Raw genomic sequence first — 16,883 nt, 5'->3', positions numbered from 1 at the left:
GCTAGGGCGGCGCCGAGGCCGGCGTCTTCCCGCGCGGGGACGAACCGGCCGACCACCGGGAGGAGGAGAGGGCCCCTGCCAGGAGGAGAGGCCCCCGGGCAGGGGAGAGCTCCTCCCGAGTAAGGAGATCGAATCTCGTCCGGCCGCTGGAAGACCCGGGAGGAGGCCGACCGGCACGCTGGCCGTGGCCGGTGGCAATCGGCCGTTCCCACATTCGAACGTCAGGGAGAAGACCTTTGATGGAGCGTTACGCGATCGGCTTCCAGGTCAAGCCGGGCACCGAGGCGGTGGTCAAGGACCTGCTGGCCGGCTACTCGCCGCCGGAGTGGATCACCTCCGGCGGGGACCGGTTGCTGGGCACCTCGATCTTCATGAAGGACGGCCTGGTCGTCCGCGTCATGGAGATCGACGGCAGTCTGCCCCGCGTCATGGCCCACCTCGCGCGGCAGCCCGCCATCCAGGAACTGGAGCGCAGGCTCGACGAGTTCCTGGTCGAGCCTCGCGACCTGTCGTCACCGGCCGGAGCCCGCGCCTTCTTCCAGAAGGCGATGATGGAGCACGTCACCACCCGTGTGGCGGTCTTCGGGGAGCAGGACACATGAGCGCCGCGCGCGCTCTGCTCGTCACCGGTGCCACCGGCCGGCTCGGTCCCGCCACGGTGCGCGCCCTGGTCGAGCGCGGCGACCGGCTCCTGCTCACCGGGCGCGACGCCGCCCGGCTGACCGCACTCGCCGGGAACGCCGCCGCTTGGGACGGACCGGGCGAGGTGGACGTCCTGGTGGCCGACACCGGTCGGCCGGACGGCGCCCAGCACGCGGCGGCCGAGGCGGCCGCGCGGTTCGGCTCTCTGGACGGCATGGTGCATCTGGTGGGCGGCTTCGCCGTGGGACCGCTGATGCTCACCGACGTGTCCGCGTACGAGGACCTGCTCACGGCGAACTTCCTGTCAGCGGTGGTGGCCACCCAGGCGGTCCTGCCCCATCTCACCGAGGGCGGGAAACTGGTCTACTTCGGCACTCCGCTCGCGGACGAACCGCTGGCCGCGATGTCCGCGTACGCGGCGAGCAAGGCGGCCCTGGTCACCTGGATGCGCTCGATGGCCCATGAGGTCAAGAACCGGGGGATCCACGCCAACGCGATCTCGCTGACGCTGGTGGACACCCCACAGACGCGCGAGGAGATGCCACACGTCGATCCCGCGCTCACGGTCGACGCCGAACTGGTGGCCCGCGCCGTGCGTTTCCTGACCAGCGAGGATTCCGACGGCATGTACGGCAGCGTGATGCCGGTCGTCGGGAGGTTCGGCTTCACTTCCGCGCTGGCCGGCGGTCCCCCGCCGGGTGTCACAAGGCCGTCCCGGTGAGCGCGGGTGCCCGCGTGGTCTTCCTGGTCCGGGTCCCGGCCGCACGGCAGCGGGAGTTCCTGGACGCCTACGACACGATCCGGTTCCAGGTCGCCGGGGGAGTCGCCGGCCACATCCAGGACCAGGTCTGTCAGTCGGCCACCGACCCCGAGCAGTGGCTCATCACGAGCGAGTGGCGTGACATCGAGGATTTCGAAGCCTGGGAGAAGTCCCGGGAGCACCGGGACCTGGTGAAGCCCATGCGGGACTGCTTCACGGAGGCGCGCTCGCTCCGCTTCCGCATCCACACTTCGACCTCCACACCTTTACCGACGGGGGAAAAGCCATGACGTCATCCACGTCCGTGCAGGACGAACTCACCGGGATGCTGGCCGCGGTCGGCCTGGACCCGGCACTCGGTCAGGCGGCGCTCGCCAGGTCCTTCGAGGAACTCGACCTCGACTCGCTGGCACGTGTCGAGCTGGCGAGCCGGATCAAGAGCCGGTACGGCATCGACATCGAGGAGGAGATCACTCCCGAGAGCACACCCGCCGACGTCGAGAAGCTGATCGGCGCGCGTCTGTCCGCCACCGCCTGACACCGAAGGGTGCCATCATGATCGGCCACACCGACAACTCCATCGACATCGACGCACCCTTCACATACGTATGGGAGCGCACCAACGACCTTCCGCACTGGCCGGAACTGTTCTCCGAGTACGCGAGCATCGAGATCCTGGAGGAGGGCACCGGCTCGGCCACGTTCCGGCTGACCATGCACCCGGACGAGCAGGGCAGAGCCTGGTCCTGGGTCTCCGAGCGTCACTGGGACAAGGCCGCGCGCGTGGTCAGGGCACGCAGAGTGGAGACCGGGCCCTTCGAGTTCATGAACATCACCTGGACGTACGAGGAACTCGGGCCGGACAGCACCCGGATGCGCTGGGTCCAGGACTTCCGGATGAGGCCTGACGCGCCCCTTGACACGGCGGCGATGACCGATCGCATCAACCACAACACCGCCATCCAGATGCAACTCGTCAAGGAGCGCGTGGAACAGGGGCGTTGCCGGGTGGTGGGATGGGACGACGTGCCACCCAGCACCCGGCGCGGCGGCGACCTGCGCACGCTCCTCGCTCCCTCGAACGCGGGCACCTCCGCGGGCTTCTGCGGAGCGGTCCGGCTGGCGCCGGGGGAGGGGGTGTCCGAGCACTATCACCCCTACTCGGAGGAGTATCTGTTCGTCGCGAGTGGGGAGATCCGGGTCGATCTGAACGGGAAACCGGTGCGGATGGGAGCCGAGCAGGCCCTGCACATCCCGCGCAACGTCCGGCACCGCCTGACCAACACCGGCGACGCACAGGCCCTGGTGGTCTTCCAGATCGGACCGCTCGCTCCCGAACCCCGTCTCGGGCACGTGGACACCGAATCCGGCCCCGGCGATCCGGCGGCCGCCGCCGGTGTTGTCCCGGGCGGCGGCCCGGCCGGGACGGCCCCGTCGGACGGCTTCGGTTTCCCGCCCCCGTCCTCGGCGCCGAGAACGGCTTCGGATGCGGCTCCCGCCTCGGCCGTCACCGACGGCCCGGGCCTCCAGGCCCGTTTCGCCGTCCCCGCCGTGCCGCTCCCGGCCTCCATCACGACGGGCCCGGGCGGGCCGGCGGTGATCCGGTGACCGCCGGCACGGCACGCCGGGCCGTGGTCACCGGCATCGGAGTCATCGCACCAGGCGGGTCGGGCCGGGAGGAGTTCTGGGACCGGATCACCAGCGGCACGTCCGCGATCCGCACGATCACCTGCTTCGACCCCGGCCCCTTCCGCTCACGGATCGCCGCGGAGTGCGACTTCGTCCCCTCCGCGCACGGACTGTCTCCCCGCGAGATCCGGCGCACCGACCGGTTCGCCCAGTTCGCGCTGGCCGCGGCGGGCGAGGCCGTGGAGGATTCCGGCCTCGACCTCGCCGCCTCCGACACCGACCGGATCGGCGTCACACTGGGGTCCGCGGTCGGCGCCTCGATCACGCTGGAGGACGAGTACGTCGTCGCCAGTGACCACGGGCGCGAGTGGGAGGTCGATCCGCGGTACACGATGCCCTTCATGTACCAGGCACTGGTGCCGTCCAGTGCCGCCACCGAGCTCGCCGTGCGGTTCGGCGCGCACGGGCCGGCGGCGGTGGTGTCCACCGGCTGTACGTCCGGAATCGACGCCATCGGCCACGCTTTGCGGCTGATCGAGGACGGTGAGGCGGACGTGATGATCGCCGGTGCGTCCGACGCCCCGATCACCCCGATCACCGTGGCCTGCTTCGACGCCATCAGGGCGACGAGCCCGCTGAACGAGAGCCCGGAGTTCGCCTCCCGGCCGTTCGACGCCGACCGCAAGGGGTTCGTGCTCGGCGAGGGCTGCGCGGTGTTGATCGTGGAGGAACTCGGGCACGCCAGGGCACGGGGAGCCAGGATCTACTGCGAGATCGCCGGCTACGCGGCACGGGCGAACGGGTTCCACATGACGGGGCTGCGCCCCGACGGGCGTGAACTCGGCGAGGCGATCAAGGACGCGATGGCGCAGGCCCGGCTGCATCCGGAGGACCTCGGGTACATCAGCGCGCACGGCTCCGGGACCCGGCAGAACGACCGGCACGAGACGGCCGCCTACAAGTACGCGTTGGGCGAGGCGGTGCGGCGGGTGCCGATCAGTTCCATCAAGTCGGTCATCGGGCACTCGCTCGGCGCCATCGGCTCCATCGAGATGGCGGCCTGCGCACTGGCCATCGACCGGGGGGTGGTGCCGCCGACGGCCAACCTGCGGACGCCCGACCCGGAGTGCGACCTGGACTACACACCGCTCACGGCACGCGAGACGACGGTGGACCACGCCCTGTCCGTGGGCAGCGGCTTCGGCGGATTCCAGTCGGCCATGGTGTTCTCCAGGAGCCCGGAGGGCGGCGCGGCATGAGCGCACGACGCGGCGTCATCACCGGGATCGGCGTGGTCGCCCCCACCGGCGTGGGCGTGCACGAGCACTGGAAGGGCACCCTGGAACGGGTCGGCCGCATCGGCGGGATCGAGGATTTCGACACCTCCAGGCTGCCTTCGCGGCTCGCGGGCCGGGTGCTCGGCTTCGACGAGACCGAGTACGTCGACAGCAAACTGAGGGTGCAGACCGACCGCTGGACATGGATGGCGCTGGCCGCCGGCCGGCTTGCCCTCCAGGACGCGGACCTCGATCCGCACCGGCACGACCCCTTTGACCTGTCCGTGGTGACGGCGAGTTCATCGGCAGGGAACGCCTTTGGGCAGCGGGAGATTCACCATTTGTGGAAGGAGGGCCCGCACGCGGTGACGGCGTATCAGTCGATCGGCTGGTTCTACGCCGCCGGCAGTGGGCAACTCTCCATCCGCGACCAGCTCAAGGGCGCCTGCGGCGTGATCGTCGCCGACGGCGCCGGCGGTCTCGACGCCCTCGCCCAGGCCCGTCGGCTCATCGCCCGCGGCACCGAAGCGGTCGTCGTCGGCGGTACCGAGGCGCCCCTGTCGCCGTACGCCATGGCCTGCCACGCACGGCAGTACGGCCTCGGCACGGAACAGGACGCGACCCGGGCGTACCGGCCGTTCTCGCCGGACAGCCCGGGACACGTTCCCGGCGAAGGCGGCGCGCTGGTGGTGGTGGAGGAGGCGTCGTGGGCGGCCCGCAGGGGCGCGCCCGCTCCGTACGCGGAGGTGCTCGGCACCGCCTCCACCCATGACGCGCACCACCCGACCGATCCGGCGCCCGGCCACCGGCAGCTGGCCCGGGCTATCCGCCAGGCCGTCGGGCGGGCCGGGCTGACTCCGGAGCAGATCGACGTGGTCTTCGCCGACGGAGCCGGGGACCCGGAACTCGACCGCCGGGAGACGGACGCCCTCGTCGAGATCTTCGGCCGGAGAGGGGTGCCGGTCGCCGTACCGAAAACGGCCACCGGCCGGCTCAATTCCGGGGGCGCGGCTCTCGACCTGGCGTGGGCGGCCCTCGCCCTTGCCCAGGACACGGTGCCGCCGTCGGTGAACCTGGCCGCCGACGACGGCGACGATCTGGATGTCGTCACCGATGCCCGGGAGCGGGCGGGGCTGCGCACCGCGCTGGTGGTGGCCCGCGGCACCGGGGGTTTCAACTCCGCCGCCGTGCTGGGCCTGCCGGAGGGCGGCCGTCGCATCATCTGAGGCGGCGGGGAAAGGACACGGCACTCGCGGGCCGTGGGGCGTAAACCGCCTCACGGCCCGCGGTCATGCCCGGCCCCCCGTGCTCATCAGGAGACGATGTCCTTGCGGGAGAAGCCGCGGAAGGCCAGTGCCACGAAGACGACGGCGTACGAGACGGACACCACCAGCCCCTGGACCATGCCGGTCCACTCGACCTCGGGCTGCAGGACGTCTGTCCAGGCGTACTGCCAGTGCGTCGGCAGGAAGTCGCGTACCGGCCCCAGCGCCGTGACCGTGTCGAGGATGGTGGAGACAATGGACAGGCCGACGGCTCCGCCGACCGCGCCGAGCGGGGCGTCGGTCGCCGTCGAGAGCCAGAACGCCGCCGCGCCGACCACGAGCAGGCTGCCGTACGCGTATCCCGCGATCACGGTCATCCGCCACAGTACGTCCGAGGCCGGCATGACACCGCCGGTCGGGAGTTGGACGTCGCCCCATCCGTAGGCGGCGCTGCCGGCGGCCAGCGCGACGGCCGGCAGCAGCACGACCGTCACCGCCCCGTATCCGAGGGCCACCACGAGCTTGCCGGTCAGCAGGCGGGCGCGGGGCACGGGGGCGGCCAGCAGATAACGCAGCGAGGACCAGTTCGCCTCCGAGGCCACGGTGTCACCGCAGTACAGGGCGACCACCACAGGAAGGAGGAAGCCGGTGGACGCGAAGAGCACGAACGCGGCGAAGTTCGGTCCGGAAGCGGTGGCGAGGGGCACCAGGCCGGGGCTGCCGCCGTCGGCGTCGGCGGGTGGGCCGCCGATGGAGAAGGCGGCGAGCAGCACGAGCGGCAGCACGATCACCAGACCGAGCGACACCAGGGTGCGGCGGCGTCGGAACTGGCGCATCGCCTCCACCCGCAGGGGCAAGGTGCGCTTGGGACGGTACCCCGTGGCGGCGGCGGTCATCGGTCTTCTCCGGTCAGGGTGAGGAAGGTGTCCTCCAGGCGTCGGTGCGGGCCGACACTCTCCACCGCCACGCCCATGCCGACGAGTTCCGCGAGCAGTTCCGGCGTGGTCATGCCCTGGAGGCGGACCAGAAGGCCGTTGCCGGCGGCCGTCACGGCGCCGACGCCGGGCAGCGCGGCGACCTTGCCGGTGAGCGTGCCGTCCGGCGGTTCCGGTGTACCGATCAGCAGTTCGTCGCCGTCCCCGGCGATCTCCCCGATGGGCCCGGCGGTGATCAGTTCGCCGCGGTCCATGACCACGAGATGGGTGCAGCACTGCTCGACCTCGGCCAGCAGGTGGCTGGAGACGATGACCGTGCGCCCCTCGGCGGCGTAGCGGATCAGGACGTCCCTCATCTCGCGTATCTGACCGGGATCGAGTCCGTTGGTCGGCTCGTCGAGCACCAGCAGGTCCGGCAGGCCGAGCATGGCCTGGGCGATGGCGAGCCGCTGCCGCATGCCCTGCGAGTACGTGCGGACCGCCCGGTCCAGCGCGTCGCCGAGCCCCGCCAGGGACAGGGCCTGCTCGGCGTGGGCGTCCTCGACCGGCCGGCCCGTGGCCCGCCAGTAGAGGTCGAGGTTCTGCCGCCCGGTGAGGTGGGGCAGAAATCCGGCTCCCTCCACGAAGGAGCCCAGCCGGGACAGCACCGGGGAGCCGGGGTGCACCGGATGTCCGTAGATGCGCAGTTCCCCGGCGTCGGGCCGGATCAGACCCATGAGCATGCGCAGGGTGGTCGTCTTCCCGGCGCCGTTGGGGCCGAGCAGGCCGAGCACCTGGCCCCGTTCGACGGTGAACGTCAGGTGGCGAACGGCGTACCGGTCGCTGTCGTGGGTGTACTTCTTGGTGAGTCCGCTGACCTGGAGCGGCACATCCGTGAGGGCGGGGTCCGGCGCGGTGGTGCGGGCCGGGTGCCGGGTGTTCAGCGCGAGCGCCGCGGCCACGGCGAGCGCCGCGGCGGGCAGCGGCCAGATCCACCCGGGCAAGGTGCTGGTCACGGTGGCCTTGAGCGCGGGGACGACGGGCACGGTGAGCGCGCCGGCCCGCAGCCGGTAGGTGGCCGGTTCGATTGGTGAGGCGAAGCCGAGGTCCGTAGTGGACACCACGATCCGCAGCCGGTGACCGGGGGCGAAACGGTGGTCCAGGGCCGGGAGGGAGACCCGCGCGGTCCTCCCGTCCGCAAGGGTGACCGGTGCGGCCGACTGCCGTGGCTGTGTCTGCCGCCCGTCGGGGGCGACGTCGTACAGCTTGGCGAAGAGCACGGCGGTCCGCTTCGAGCGGACCGTGAGGTCCACTGTGGGCGCGCCGGTGACCTGGAGCGCGTCGTCCAGCGGTGGCCCGGTGAACACCGCGCTCTGGGCGGGCGGGACGAGTGCCGGGCCTGCTTGGGGACCGCTGCCGAGAGCGGCCGTGAGCCGGGTGAGCGCACCGAGTCCGGGCACCGCCGTGATGGTCGGCGGGCTGCCTCCGGCGGGGTTGGCCAGGGTCTTCTCCTCGCCGTCGAGGGGTACGGTCCGTTGCTCGGTGCCGTCGAGACCGGGGTAGCGACCGGCGGTGATCTCCTGCAGGACAGGGGTGCCGTCCTCGGCGTTCTTACCGCTGTTACGGCTGATCCGGAAGGCCGGGCCCGTTCCGGCGGCTTCGGTGTCCTTCTTCAGGTGGGCGTCGAACCACGCGACGGTACGGTCCGCGATCCGCGTGCTCTCACCGTCCCCTCCGTCATGGCCGCCGTCGATCCAGTCGACGGCGACGGGAGCACCGTTGCGCGCGACCGCGCGGGCGATGGCGTCCCCTTGGCCGAGGGGGAACAGCGAGTCCGTCTGGCCTTGGACCACCAGCGTCGGTACCGCGATGCGGCGCGCGTGGGCGGCCGGGCTGAGCCCGCGCAGCAGTGCCCCCGTCCGTGCGTCCGCGCGGCCGAGGACGGCCGACCGCTGGAACGCGGAGCACACCGCGGCGGTGAAGCGCCCGCACTGCGGGTCGCGAGGATCGGTCAGCCCTTGGCCGAAGAGGATTCCGGCCCACATTTTCTTGAACACCCCGCCGGGAAACAGCGCTTCCCGCAGGTCCCAGTAGGTGTTCGACGGGACGGCGGCGTCGATCCTGGGGTCCTGCCCGGCCGCGAGCAACGACAGGGCGCCGCCGTAGGAGTTCCCGGCGACGCCGACGACCGGGTCGCCGGTGCCGTCCAGCCGGACTTCCGGGCGCCCGGCGAGCCAGTCGAGGAGTCTGCCGACGTCGGCCACCTCGCCGTCGGCCGCGTTCAGCCCGATGCGGCCGCCGGACGCGCCGAAGCCGCGGGCGGAGTAGGTCAGGACGGCGTAACCGGCGCGGGCGAGCCGCTCGGCCCGGTCGCGCTCACCATCTTTCGTGCCGCCGAAGCCGTGTGAGAGGAGCACGGCGGGGCGCCTGCTCTTCCCGGGAGAGGTGAAGTAGGAGGCGTCGAGCCGGACTCCGTCCGCCCCGGTGAGCAGGTGATCTTCTCGGTGCACCGGGTCGGGTCCGTCGGGCGCCACCGCCCAGACGAGCGCGGCGGCGACAAGGGCCGGCGCCGATCCCACCGCCACCCACCGTATGCGGGACATGCGTAATCTCTTGAGAAATGTCCTTCTGTTCGAGGGCATGACTCACTGCCCTCCTTTCCGTTGTCGGTAAAGGCTGCGAAGAAGAAAGGAACCCGTCAGCGACGTGTGGCGTTCATCGGGCGTCGTCGGCCAAAGGCAGCAGCACCCGGAAGACCGCGCCCTTCCCGGGGCGGGAGGTGACGCCGGCCTCGCCCCCGTGCGCCGTGGCGACGGCCGACACGATGGCCAGGCCCAGCCCGGAGCCTTCGTGCCGGGGTCCGTCGGGATCCACGGCCGAGCGGGCGCGGGAGGGATCGGCGCGGTAGAAGCGCTCGAAGACGTGTCGCGCCTGCGCGTCCTCCATCCCCGGGCCGTCGTCCGCCACTTCGATCAGCGCCCTGCCGTCGAGCCGGCCGATCCGCACCCTCGCCTCGGTCCCCTCCGGCGTGTGGTGCCGCACATTGGCCAGCAGGTTCGCGAGGACCTGCCGCAGGCGGTCCGCGTCCCCGCGCACGACCACCGGTGTGCCGCCGCCCGTTTCGAGGAAGAGCGGACTGCCCGGGGCACGCACCCGAGCGTCGTCGACGGCCTCGGCGGCGAGCGCGGTCAGATCGACGGCCTCCCTCGCGAGCGGCAGCCCCTGGTCCAGCTTGGCGAGCAGCAGCAACTCCTCCACCAGCGAACCCATCCGGCGGGCCTCCGACTCGATCCGGTTCATGGCTTGTTCCAGGTCGTCCGGCCGGCCGGCGGCACCCCGGCGGAACAGCTCCGCGTAACCGCGGATGGTGGCCACCGGGGTGCGCAATTCGTGCGAGGCGTCGGCGACGAAGCGGCGCAGCCGCTCCTCGGCCCGGCGGCGCTGCGCGAACGCCGACTCGATCTGGCCGAGCATGGCGTTCAGCGCGCGCCCGAGTCTGCCGACCTCGGTGCGCGGGCCGGCCTCCGGCACCCGGCGGGCGAGGTCCCCGCCACCGATCGCCGCCGCCGTCTCGGCGATGCACTCCAAAGGCCGCAGTCCGCGGCGTACGGCACGCCAGGAGAGCAGCGTCACCGTGAGCAGCGCGGCCACGGCGGAGGTCGCCGCGACCACGGCGGTGCGGGAGATGAGTTCGTCGGAGACGCCGGTCCTCATGCCCACGAGCAGAAAACCGTCGGGGATCCAGGAGGCGTGGAGGAGCCACCGCGTGTCCTCGTCGGCCCCGGACACCTCGTGGAACCTGCCGCCGGAAGGATCCTTCCCCGTCCGCCGGCCCGGCCACAGCTCCGACGGGAGGGTGCGGGGCAGGCCGGGACGCGCGCCGAAGTCCGTGGTCTGCCCGATCTGGCCGTCCCGGGTCCGGATCTCGAAGAAGGAGGGAATGTCCCCCTGCCCGGCCGAAGCGCTCCAGACCGCGGTCAGCGGATCCGTGCCGCGCTTTGGCAGCGCGACGCGTGCACCGCCGCCCTGTGCGTGCTGCTCGACGAGGTCGTCGCGGAGCTGCCGCGCCGCCGCCACCAGCACCTTGTCGTTCTGCTCGTTGCGCCAGTCCTGGAGCGCCCCGAAGGTCGAGCCGACGGAGAGGGCCATGCCGAGGGCGAGCAGGCCCGCCAGCACGAGGACCAGTCGAGCGCGCAGGGTCATCGGGGGTCCGCTTCCCGCGGGGCCGCGCCCTGGACCCGTATGACATAGCCGATCCGCGGCACCGTCTGGATCAGCGGGGGGGAGAAGGCGTCGATCTTGCGCCGGAGGTAGGAGATGTACGTCTGGACCACGGCGTCACTGCCGCCGAAGTCGTACTCCCATACGTAGTCGAGAATCTGACGTTTCGACAGCACCCGGCCCGCGTGGGCGACCAGGAAGCGGAGCAGCTTGAACTCGGTCGGGGTCAGCTCGACGGGCACCCCGTGCCGGCGCACCTCGTGGGCTTCGTCGTCGATCTCCAGGTCGGCGAAGACGAGCTTGGTGTGCTCCTCGGGGCGGGCGGTGCGCCGCAGCACGGCCCGGATCCGGGCTATCAGTTCCTCCAGGCTGAAGGGTTTGGTGACGTAGTCGTCGCCGCCGACCGTCAGTCCCGCGATCTTGTCCTCGGTGGCGTCGCGGGCGGTAAGGAAGATCACGGGGGACTCCCACCCGGATTGCCGCAGCCTTCTGGTGGTGTCGATCCCCGAACCGTCCGGCAGCATCACGTCCATCACGATCAGATGCGGACGGAACGATTCCACCTGCGCGGCGGCGGCGCTCCCCGAACCGGCCACCGCGGTGTCGAACCCTTCGTACCGCAGAGCGGTGGCCACAAGATCCGCGAGATATCTCTCGTCATCGACAACCAGGACACGCAGCGTCGTTGAAGTCACCTGGCAAGTGTCACCCGATCACGGGTCGTTGGGGACGGCGGCGAGGGATTGACAGAGATCTCTAAGAACGCTCTCCGAGCCGCCGAAGAACTCTTTGATGGCCTGGAAGCATGAAACGACTCTGCGATTTCGTCCTGGGGCGGAAGCGACTCGTGCGGATGTTCGTCCTCGTGCTGCTGCTGGCCGGCGGCGGCGCCATCGGACTGCTCATCCCGACCATGGACGAGCGCAACGCCTACCCCGGCCTGCCGGGATACGAGGCGAACCAGAAGATCATGCAAACCTACGGGAACGGTGGCTACGAGCGTCCCTTCGTGCCCGTGGTGACGCTGCCCAAGGGCCAGCGGGCCGACGGTCCGCGGGCGCGGGAGGCGCTCGGCCGGGCCTTCGAGGCCGCCGCCGAGAAGGTCGGCGCGCGGGTGGCCTCGTACGCGAACACCCGTGACGAGGCGTTCCTCGGCGCGGACGGCAGGACCACCTTCGGGCTGGTGTTCGGCGGCCCCGTGGAACAGGGCGGTCTGCCGGGCAGCGCGCTCGGCGAGGCCCCGCCCCTCGCCCCGCTGATCGCCGACGCGATGCGTGGGGAACTGCCGCCTGGCTCAGAGATCCAGGTCACCGGTCTGGACACCCTGGCGCAGGGCTCGGACGCCGGCGGGCTCAACGTACCGGTCAAGCTCGCCGTCACCATCGGCGCGGCGATCCTCGTGCTGCTCTACGTCTTCCGCTCCGCACTCGCCTTCGTGCCCCTGCTCACGGCGCTCGTGGCCGTCCCGGTGTCCTTCCTCGGCCTGCTCGCGGCGAGTCCCTTCATCTCCGTGCACGAGACGACCGTGATCATGCTGCCGCTGCTCGGCGTCGGCATCGCGATCGACTACGCCCTGATCCTGGTCACCCGCTGGCGCGAGGAGGAGGCGAAGGGGCACCACGGCGACGAAGCGGTGCGCCGCGCGATGGCCACCTCGGGACACGCGATCGTCTTCTCGGCCGGCGCCGTCGCCATCGGCCTGGTCACCATGGTGCTGCTGCCGATCCCGCTGCTCCGCAGCCTCGGCGTGGGCGGCATGATGGTCACCGCCGCGAGCGCCCTGATCTCGCTGACCCTGCTGCCCCTGCTGCTCAGCTCCGCCTCCCGTCGGCTCGCACGACGCCGGGAGGAGGGGAAGCCCGTCCGCGGGGGACTGGAACGGGAGGCGTCCGCGGGGCGTTTCTGGACGGCCGTCGCCCAGCGGGTGGTGCGCTTCCGGTGGCTGGTCGCCGGCGTGAGCGCCGCCGCCCTGCTCTCCCTCGCGGTCACCGCGCTCGGCCTCAACCTGTCGGTACCCACCACCGACCGGCTCGCCGACTCCGGCACCGGGCGGGTGGGGCTGACCGAACTGACGGACAGCGGTGTGCCCTCCGGCGTCCTCACCTCGTTCGACGTCTACGTTCCCCAGGGCACCGACCCCGCCGCAGTCGCCGGCACGCTCCGTGTCACGGACGGGATTCACGCGGTCGCCGCGCCGGCCGACGCGCAGTGGCACAAGGACGGCTCCGCCGTACTGACCGTGCTGCCCGCACACGAGGGCGGCTCGCCCGCCGGAGAGGACACCGTCGCCCGGGTCGTCGCCGCCGTGCCGGACGGCGTCCTGGTCGGCGGCAACGTCACCCAGCAACTCGACTATGTGGACGTCACCTACACGGCGTTCCCCTGGATGCTGGCGGTGCTCTCGCTGGTCACGTTCGTGATGCTGGCCCGCGCCTTCCGCTCCCTGCTGCTGCCGCTCAAGGCGATCGCGCTCAACCTGCTCTCCCTCGGAGCGGTGCTCGGCGCGATGGTCCTCCTGTGGCAGTGGGGGTGGGGCACCAAGGCCCTGTTCGGCATCGAGCCCGACGGCTCCATCGGCACCTTCGTGCCGGTGACCATCTTCGCCTTCCTCTACGGCCTCTCGATGGACTACGAGGTGTTCATCCTGGCGCGTATGCGGGAGGAGTACGACCGCACCGGATCCACGAAGGAAGCGGTGGTGCGCGGCGTCGGACGGACCGGACGGCTCGTCACCTGCGCGGCGCTCATCCTCTTCTCCTCCTTCGCCTCCATGGCCTCCGGCGGGGAACTGGACGTGACGATCTTCGCCTCGGGCATCGCGCTGGGCATCATCATCGACGCGACGCTCATCCGGGGCCTGCTGGTGCCCGCGGCGGTCGCGATGATGGGCAAGTGGAACTGGTGGCTGCCGGCCGGTGTGGCCCGGCTGCTGCGGGTGGCACCGTCCCCCCTTCGAGAGGAGCGGAAGACGCCCGGACCGGCCGGCGAGGAGGAGCCCGAGCCGGGCGTACCGGCCGAAGCCGGCCGGTGACGGCCGAAACCGGCGAAGGGCCGGCCGCGTCCACCGCGGCCGGCCCGGGTCGGTGCCTCGTCGACGTGTTCGTGTCGGGGATCGGACCGGTGCTATGCGTCCTGCGGGGTCCACCGGTAGAACGAGGTTGCGGCGGCGTCCGCGGGACCGCGCCATGTCGCGGAGTCATAGGGGGAGACGAGCGGGTTCAGATCGGCACAGAGTTTCCGGAAGTCCTCCCGCACCCTGGCCTCGGCCATGGCCCGGTCCGCGTCCCCGGAGAACTCCACCAGATGGAAGTAGAGATCGTCCTGGTAATGGAAGAGTTCCCGCCGGATCACCCCCAGGTCGGTGGGCAGTGAGGTCCGGTCGGAAGCTCTGAACAAGGCGGCGACCTCATCGGCTCTGTCCGGTGCCATACGGGCGACGATGAGAATGCGATCGGTCATGAAGAAACCCTCCAGCTGCTGCGGCCAATACGCCAGGGCGACTCTAAGGAAAACGGAGTCGCTCGTCTTCCCCCGCCGGAAGGGAATTACTCCTCCTCCGTGCGGAGGAGGGAAACGCGAAGGGGACTCACACAAGCCCGTTCTCATAGGCGTAAATGACGACCTGTACACGGTCTCTGACGCCGAGCTTTCGATAGAGGTGCTGTATGTGCGACTTGATCGTGCTTTCCCCGAGGTGCAGTTTTTCTGCGATGTCGGCGTTTCCGTACCCCTGTGCCAGCAGCCGGAAGACGTCGAGCTCCCGGCAGGTGAGGGACTTGAGCTCGGTGGTGCTGGAGGGGAGTGCGGGCCGGCGGACGAACTCACGGATGAGCTGCCGCGTGACGGACGAGGACAGCAGGGCCCCACCGCAGACCACCTCTCGCACCGCGTCGGCCAGCTGGTGGGAGGGAGCGTCTTTGAGGAGGAAACCGCTGGCCCCGGCCCGCAGAGCGTCGAAAACGTACTCGTCATGGTCGTACATGGTGAGGATGATGATCTTCGGAGCGCTGTCGCCGAACTCGCCGGAGCACAGCTTCCGCGTTGCTTCCAGGCCGGTCATGCGGGGCATGTTCACGTCCATGAGTACGACATCGGGACCGGTTCGGCGTACGCGCTCCAGGGCCTCGACGCCGTTCGTCGCTTCACCGACCACCTCGATGTCGTCGATCGGCGCGAAGACGGCTTGCAGCCCCTGACGTACCAGCGGCTGGTCGTCGACGATCAGAATGCGGATCGGTCTCATGGGCCTTCCCGGAAGCTGGTGGTCCTGGCTCGCGTTGTGACGTTGCTCATGCCGCCGACGTGTGGACCGGCCGACGGCCCCGGCCGGGGAGGCCAGCCGTGATCCGGACGCCGCCTCCGGGGAGTTCCTGATAGTCAAGGGTTCCTCCCAACTCGGTGGCGCGCAGCCGCATGTTGGACAGTCCCTGTCCCGTGCCGGGCACGCGCGGGAGCGCTGTGCGAGTCGTGCGCGGGGCACACACCGGCGGCCTTCCGCCGTTGGTGATCTTCAGTTCGAGCCGGTCACCGAACCGGACCTGGACGTCGATGGGCCCCTCACCGTGCTTGATGGCATTGCTGACGCTCTCCTGGAAGATCCGCAGGGCGGCATGTCGGGTGTCGGGATGCAGGCCGGCCTCGTCCTCGATGTTGCCGAAGCGCACCGCAAGGCCGACGTCGGGAAGGGTGGATCCGAGGGCGACGACCTGCTCCGAAAGGAGGGGTCCGGCGTTCGCGGCCGCCCGGTCTGAGCGCGGCAGACGGCCCAGCGCCTCCCTGACCTCGCGCTGCGCCTGGACGGCCAGTTCCTCGATGATCTGCGCCGTCGACCGTCCCCCGGCGGTCTCGGCCGACAGCCGACGTGCGTGCATGACGATCGCCAGCATGTGATGACCGGCGCCGTCATGCAGTTCGCGGGCGATGCGGTGCCGTTCTCGGAACTTCTCGTGCCTGGCCAACTCCTCCAGGGCCCGGCGTCTCCTCTGCGCACGGACCACGACGCCCGCGGCGACGGCGATTGCGACGAGCTCGATAAGAAAAAACTCGCGCGCCAGCGATAAAAGAGGAAGCACGCCACTGTTGCTTTCCACTGCCATCCACTCCCCCATGGTGGCTGGTATTCACACTTGCGGGTGAGCTTAGCAGAAGCTCGTAACGAGAAGAGAGAGAACCCTGAGCGATTCCTGAGTGGCCTCACGGCCTCCTGGAGTAAGCACATGTATGGCGACAGGGAAGAGTCGACCGCCGGGAATTTGGCGGAATTGGATGCTCCGGCTCCGTCGATAGGCGGCGGAACGTTGCTGATCGGCTGGGCCTGCTGCACTGCCACGGAATGACGAAACGGGCCTGCCGTGGCGATGGCAGGCCCACTTCATGGGGGCGGGGAGGATGCGCTTCACACGGCATCCTTCGGGCGCTCTTCTGCGGAAAAGGTCACTGACCGTAAGTGAACAGAAGCGGGGTGGCGACCTCTTGTATGGCGGGAATATCACCATCGAGGCTCGATCATGCCGGTGCGTGCGCCGGCGTCGGCCTCGGCCCGACGGAGCCAGCCGCGCGGTGCCTCGTGACGACGCCCGGTTCCCCGGACATCCGACGGATCACAGGCTTCAGGTCGGCGGGCGGTACGGCTCCACCGCCCGCCCACTCCAGCAGCTACTTCCCCGGGGCGAGCATCGACAGAACTCCCTTCTGCGCGTCACCCCGAACTACGCTGTCACCCTTCCCCACGGCTCGGGGGAACCCCAGGTCCGGCAGGCCGGGCACTTCGGCACCATCACCTGCCCGAGGGTGACAGCGCGGGTGTTCGCCGACTGGTAGGCGTTCGTCCGCGAGCCCTTCCCGCGGTTGACGGCGGTCGGCCCGACCGGCTCGCCGCGCACCAGCGGCACCATGGAGCGGGCGCGGCACGCCGTCCTCGCCCGGCGAGGTGGCGTACACCTCCTTCGCGACGCCGACCAGTCCGTTCCACATCCGTGCTTCCGCGGGAGCCTCCTGCCGACTGCTGACGCGATCACCGCACGCATCACGGGGCTGAGGCCGTGTCGATGAGATGATCAGCCAGCGTGCGGCGGGGGAGCTGGATGCGGGCAGTGGTCGGCTGCGGGGCGCCGGCAGGGCTGTGCCGGGCGTCCCACTCGTCCAAGCCGGAGGTGAGCCGTGCACCTACCCACGT

At 70.7% G+C, this 16,883-nt stretch carries 15 protein-coding genes; 8 read left to right on the top strand and 7 right to left on the bottom strand.

Features of this window, described 5'->3' with window-relative positions; all coding sequences use genetic code 11:
• The first annotated feature begins 239 nt into the window (after window positions 1-239).
• Genes ABZX96_RS23210 through ABZX96_RS23180 form a run of 7 tightly spaced genes read left to right on the top strand, consistent with a single transcriptional unit; the run spans window position 240 to window position 5,534 of the window.
• Complete coding sequence (locus ABZX96_RS23210; RefSeq protein ID WP_355547506.1) at window positions 240-602, top strand: SchA/CurD-like domain-containing protein; 363 nt, start codon at window positions 240-242, stop codon at window positions 600-602.
• Complete coding sequence (locus ABZX96_RS23205) at window positions 599-1,363, top strand: SDR family oxidoreductase (RefSeq protein WP_355547503.1); 765 nt, start codon at window positions 599-601, stop codon at window positions 1,361-1,363. The genes ABZX96_RS23210 and ABZX96_RS23205 overlap by 4 nt, the downstream gene beginning before the upstream one ends.
• Window positions 1,360-1,692, top strand: coding sequence for an antibiotic biosynthesis monooxygenase family protein (locus ABZX96_RS23200; protein WP_355547500.1), 333 nt, complete (start codon window positions 1,360-1,362; stop codon window positions 1,690-1,692). The genes ABZX96_RS23205 and ABZX96_RS23200 overlap by 4 nt, the downstream gene beginning before the upstream one ends.
• The gene (locus ABZX96_RS23195) at window positions 1,689-1,940 is read left to right on the top strand and encodes an acyl carrier protein (protein WP_355547497.1); all 252 of its coding nucleotides are present in this window, start codon (window positions 1,689-1,691) and stop codon (window positions 1,938-1,940) included. The genes ABZX96_RS23200 and ABZX96_RS23195 overlap by 4 nt, the downstream gene beginning before the upstream one ends.
• Before the next feature lie 17 nt (window positions 1,941-1,957).
• The gene (locus tag ABZX96_RS23190) at window positions 1,958-3,010 is read left to right on the top strand and encodes a cupin domain-containing protein (RefSeq protein ID WP_355547494.1); all 1,053 of its coding nucleotides are present in this window, start codon (window positions 1,958-1,960) and stop codon (window positions 3,008-3,010) included.
• The gene (locus ABZX96_RS23185) at window positions 3,007-4,290 is read left to right on the top strand and encodes a beta-ketoacyl-[acyl-carrier-protein] synthase family protein (protein WP_355547492.1); all 1,284 of its coding nucleotides are present in this window, start codon (window positions 3,007-3,009) and stop codon (window positions 4,288-4,290) included. Before ABZX96_RS23190 ends, ABZX96_RS23185 begins: the two co-directional genes overlap by 4 nt.
• A complete protein-coding gene (locus ABZX96_RS23180; protein ID WP_355547489.1) occupies window positions 4,287-5,534 on the top strand; it encodes a beta-ketoacyl synthase N-terminal-like domain-containing protein in 1,248 nt (415 codons plus the stop codon). The genes ABZX96_RS23185 and ABZX96_RS23180 overlap by 4 nt, the downstream gene beginning before the upstream one ends.
• 86 nt (window positions 5,535-5,620) lie before the next feature.
• On the opposite strand, the gene ABZX96_RS23175 is transcribed toward ABZX96_RS23180, so the two are convergent.
• From ABZX96_RS23175 to ABZX96_RS23160, 4 genes are all read right to left on the bottom strand, one after another.
• A complete protein-coding gene (locus tag ABZX96_RS23175; protein WP_355547486.1) occupies window positions 5,621-6,469 on the bottom strand; it encodes an ABC transporter permease in 849 nt (282 codons plus the stop codon).
• Window positions 6,466-9,090: an alpha/beta fold hydrolase gene (locus ABZX96_RS23170; RefSeq protein WP_355547483.1), complete on the bottom strand. Its 2,625-nt coding sequence runs from the start codon at window positions 9,088-9,090 to the stop codon at window positions 6,466-6,468. The genes ABZX96_RS23175 and ABZX96_RS23170 overlap by 4 nt, the downstream gene beginning before the upstream one ends.
• 112 nt (window positions 9,091-9,202) lie before the next feature.
• Window positions 9,203-10,690 (bottom strand): HAMP domain-containing sensor histidine kinase, encoded by a 1,488-nt coding sequence (locus ABZX96_RS23165; protein ID WP_355547480.1) that lies wholly within the window; start codon window positions 10,688-10,690, stop codon window positions 9,203-9,205.
• Complete coding sequence (locus tag ABZX96_RS23160; protein ID WP_355547477.1) at window positions 10,687-11,403, bottom strand: response regulator transcription factor; 717 nt, start codon at window positions 11,401-11,403, stop codon at window positions 10,687-10,689. Before ABZX96_RS23160 ends, ABZX96_RS23165 begins: the two co-directional genes overlap by 4 nt.
• A 110-nt stretch (window positions 11,404-11,513) precedes the next feature.
• On the opposite strand from ABZX96_RS23160, the gene ABZX96_RS23155 reads away from it, so the two are divergent.
• A complete protein-coding gene (locus tag ABZX96_RS23155; protein WP_355547474.1) occupies window positions 11,514-13,739 on the top strand; it encodes an MMPL family transporter in 2,226 nt (741 codons plus the stop codon).
• A 92-nt stretch (window positions 13,740-13,831) separates the two neighbouring features.
• On the opposite strand, the gene ABZX96_RS23150 is transcribed toward ABZX96_RS23155, so the two are convergent.
• The 3 genes from ABZX96_RS23150 to ABZX96_RS23140 form a co-directional block, all read right to left on the bottom strand.
• The gene (locus tag ABZX96_RS23150; RefSeq protein ID WP_355547471.1) at window positions 13,832-14,167 is read right to left on the bottom strand and encodes a TcmI family type II polyketide cyclase; all 336 of its coding nucleotides are present in this window, start codon (window positions 14,165-14,167) and stop codon (window positions 13,832-13,834) included.
• Between the two features lie 127 nt (window positions 14,168-14,294).
• Window positions 14,295-14,951 (bottom strand): response regulator transcription factor, encoded by a 657-nt coding sequence (locus ABZX96_RS23145; RefSeq protein WP_355547468.1) that lies wholly within the window; start codon window positions 14,949-14,951, stop codon window positions 14,295-14,297.
• 46 nt (window positions 14,952-14,997) lie between these two features.
• Window positions 14,998-15,804 (bottom strand): histidine kinase, encoded by an 807-nt coding sequence (locus ABZX96_RS23140; RefSeq protein WP_355547465.1) that lies wholly within the window; start codon window positions 15,802-15,804, stop codon window positions 14,998-15,000.
• Window positions 15,805-16,883: the final 1,079 nt, after the last annotated feature.

The sequence above is a fragment of the Streptomyces sp. NPDC003077 genome (genome assembly GCF_040611095.1).
Lineage (GTDB): Bacteria > Actinomycetota > Actinomycetes > Streptomycetales > Streptomycetaceae > Streptomyces.
This window is presented reverse-complemented; position numbering and strand designations above follow the sequence as displayed.

Coding starts and splice junctions, on each gene's coding strand:
- ABZX96_RS23210 (WP_355547506.1), top strand. CDS start 240: ATGGAGCGTTACGCGATCGGCTTCCAGGTCAAGCCGGGCACCGAGGCG.
- ABZX96_RS23205 (WP_355547503.1), top strand. CDS start 599: ATGAGCGCCGCGCGCGCTCTGCTCGTCACCGGTGCCACCGGCCGGCTC.
- ABZX96_RS23195 (WP_355547497.1), top strand. CDS start 1,689: ATGACGTCATCCACGTCCGTGCAGGACGAACTCACCGGGATGCTGGCC.
- ABZX96_RS23190 (WP_355547494.1), top strand. CDS start 1,958: ATGATCGGCCACACCGACAACTCCATCGACATCGACGCACCCTTCACA.
- ABZX96_RS23180 (WP_355547489.1), top strand. CDS start 4,287: ATGAGCGCACGACGCGGCGTCATCACCGGGATCGGCGTGGTCGCCCCC.
- ABZX96_RS23175 (WP_355547486.1), bottom strand. CDS start 6,469: ATGACCGCCGCCGCCACGGGGTACCGTCCCAAGCGCACCTTGCCCCTG.
- ABZX96_RS23170 (WP_355547483.1), bottom strand. CDS start 9,090: ATGTCCCGCATACGGTGGGTGGCGGTGGGATCGGCGCCGGCCCTTGTC.
- ABZX96_RS23165 (WP_355547480.1), bottom strand. CDS start 10,690: ATGACCCTGCGCGCTCGACTGGTCCTCGTGCTGGCGGGCCTGCTCGCC.
- ABZX96_RS23155 (WP_355547474.1), top strand. CDS start 11,514: ATGAAACGACTCTGCGATTTCGTCCTGGGGCGGAAGCGACTCGTGCGG.
- ABZX96_RS23150 (WP_355547471.1), bottom strand. CDS start 14,167: ATGACCGATCGCATTCTCATCGTCGCCCGTATGGCACCGGACAGAGCC.
- ABZX96_RS23145 (WP_355547468.1), bottom strand. CDS start 14,951: ATGAGACCGATCCGCATTCTGATCGTCGACGACCAGCCGCTGGTACGT.
- ABZX96_RS23140 (WP_355547465.1), bottom strand. CDS start 15,804: ATGGCAGTGGAAAGCAACAGTGGCGTGCTTCCTCTTTTATCGCTGGCG.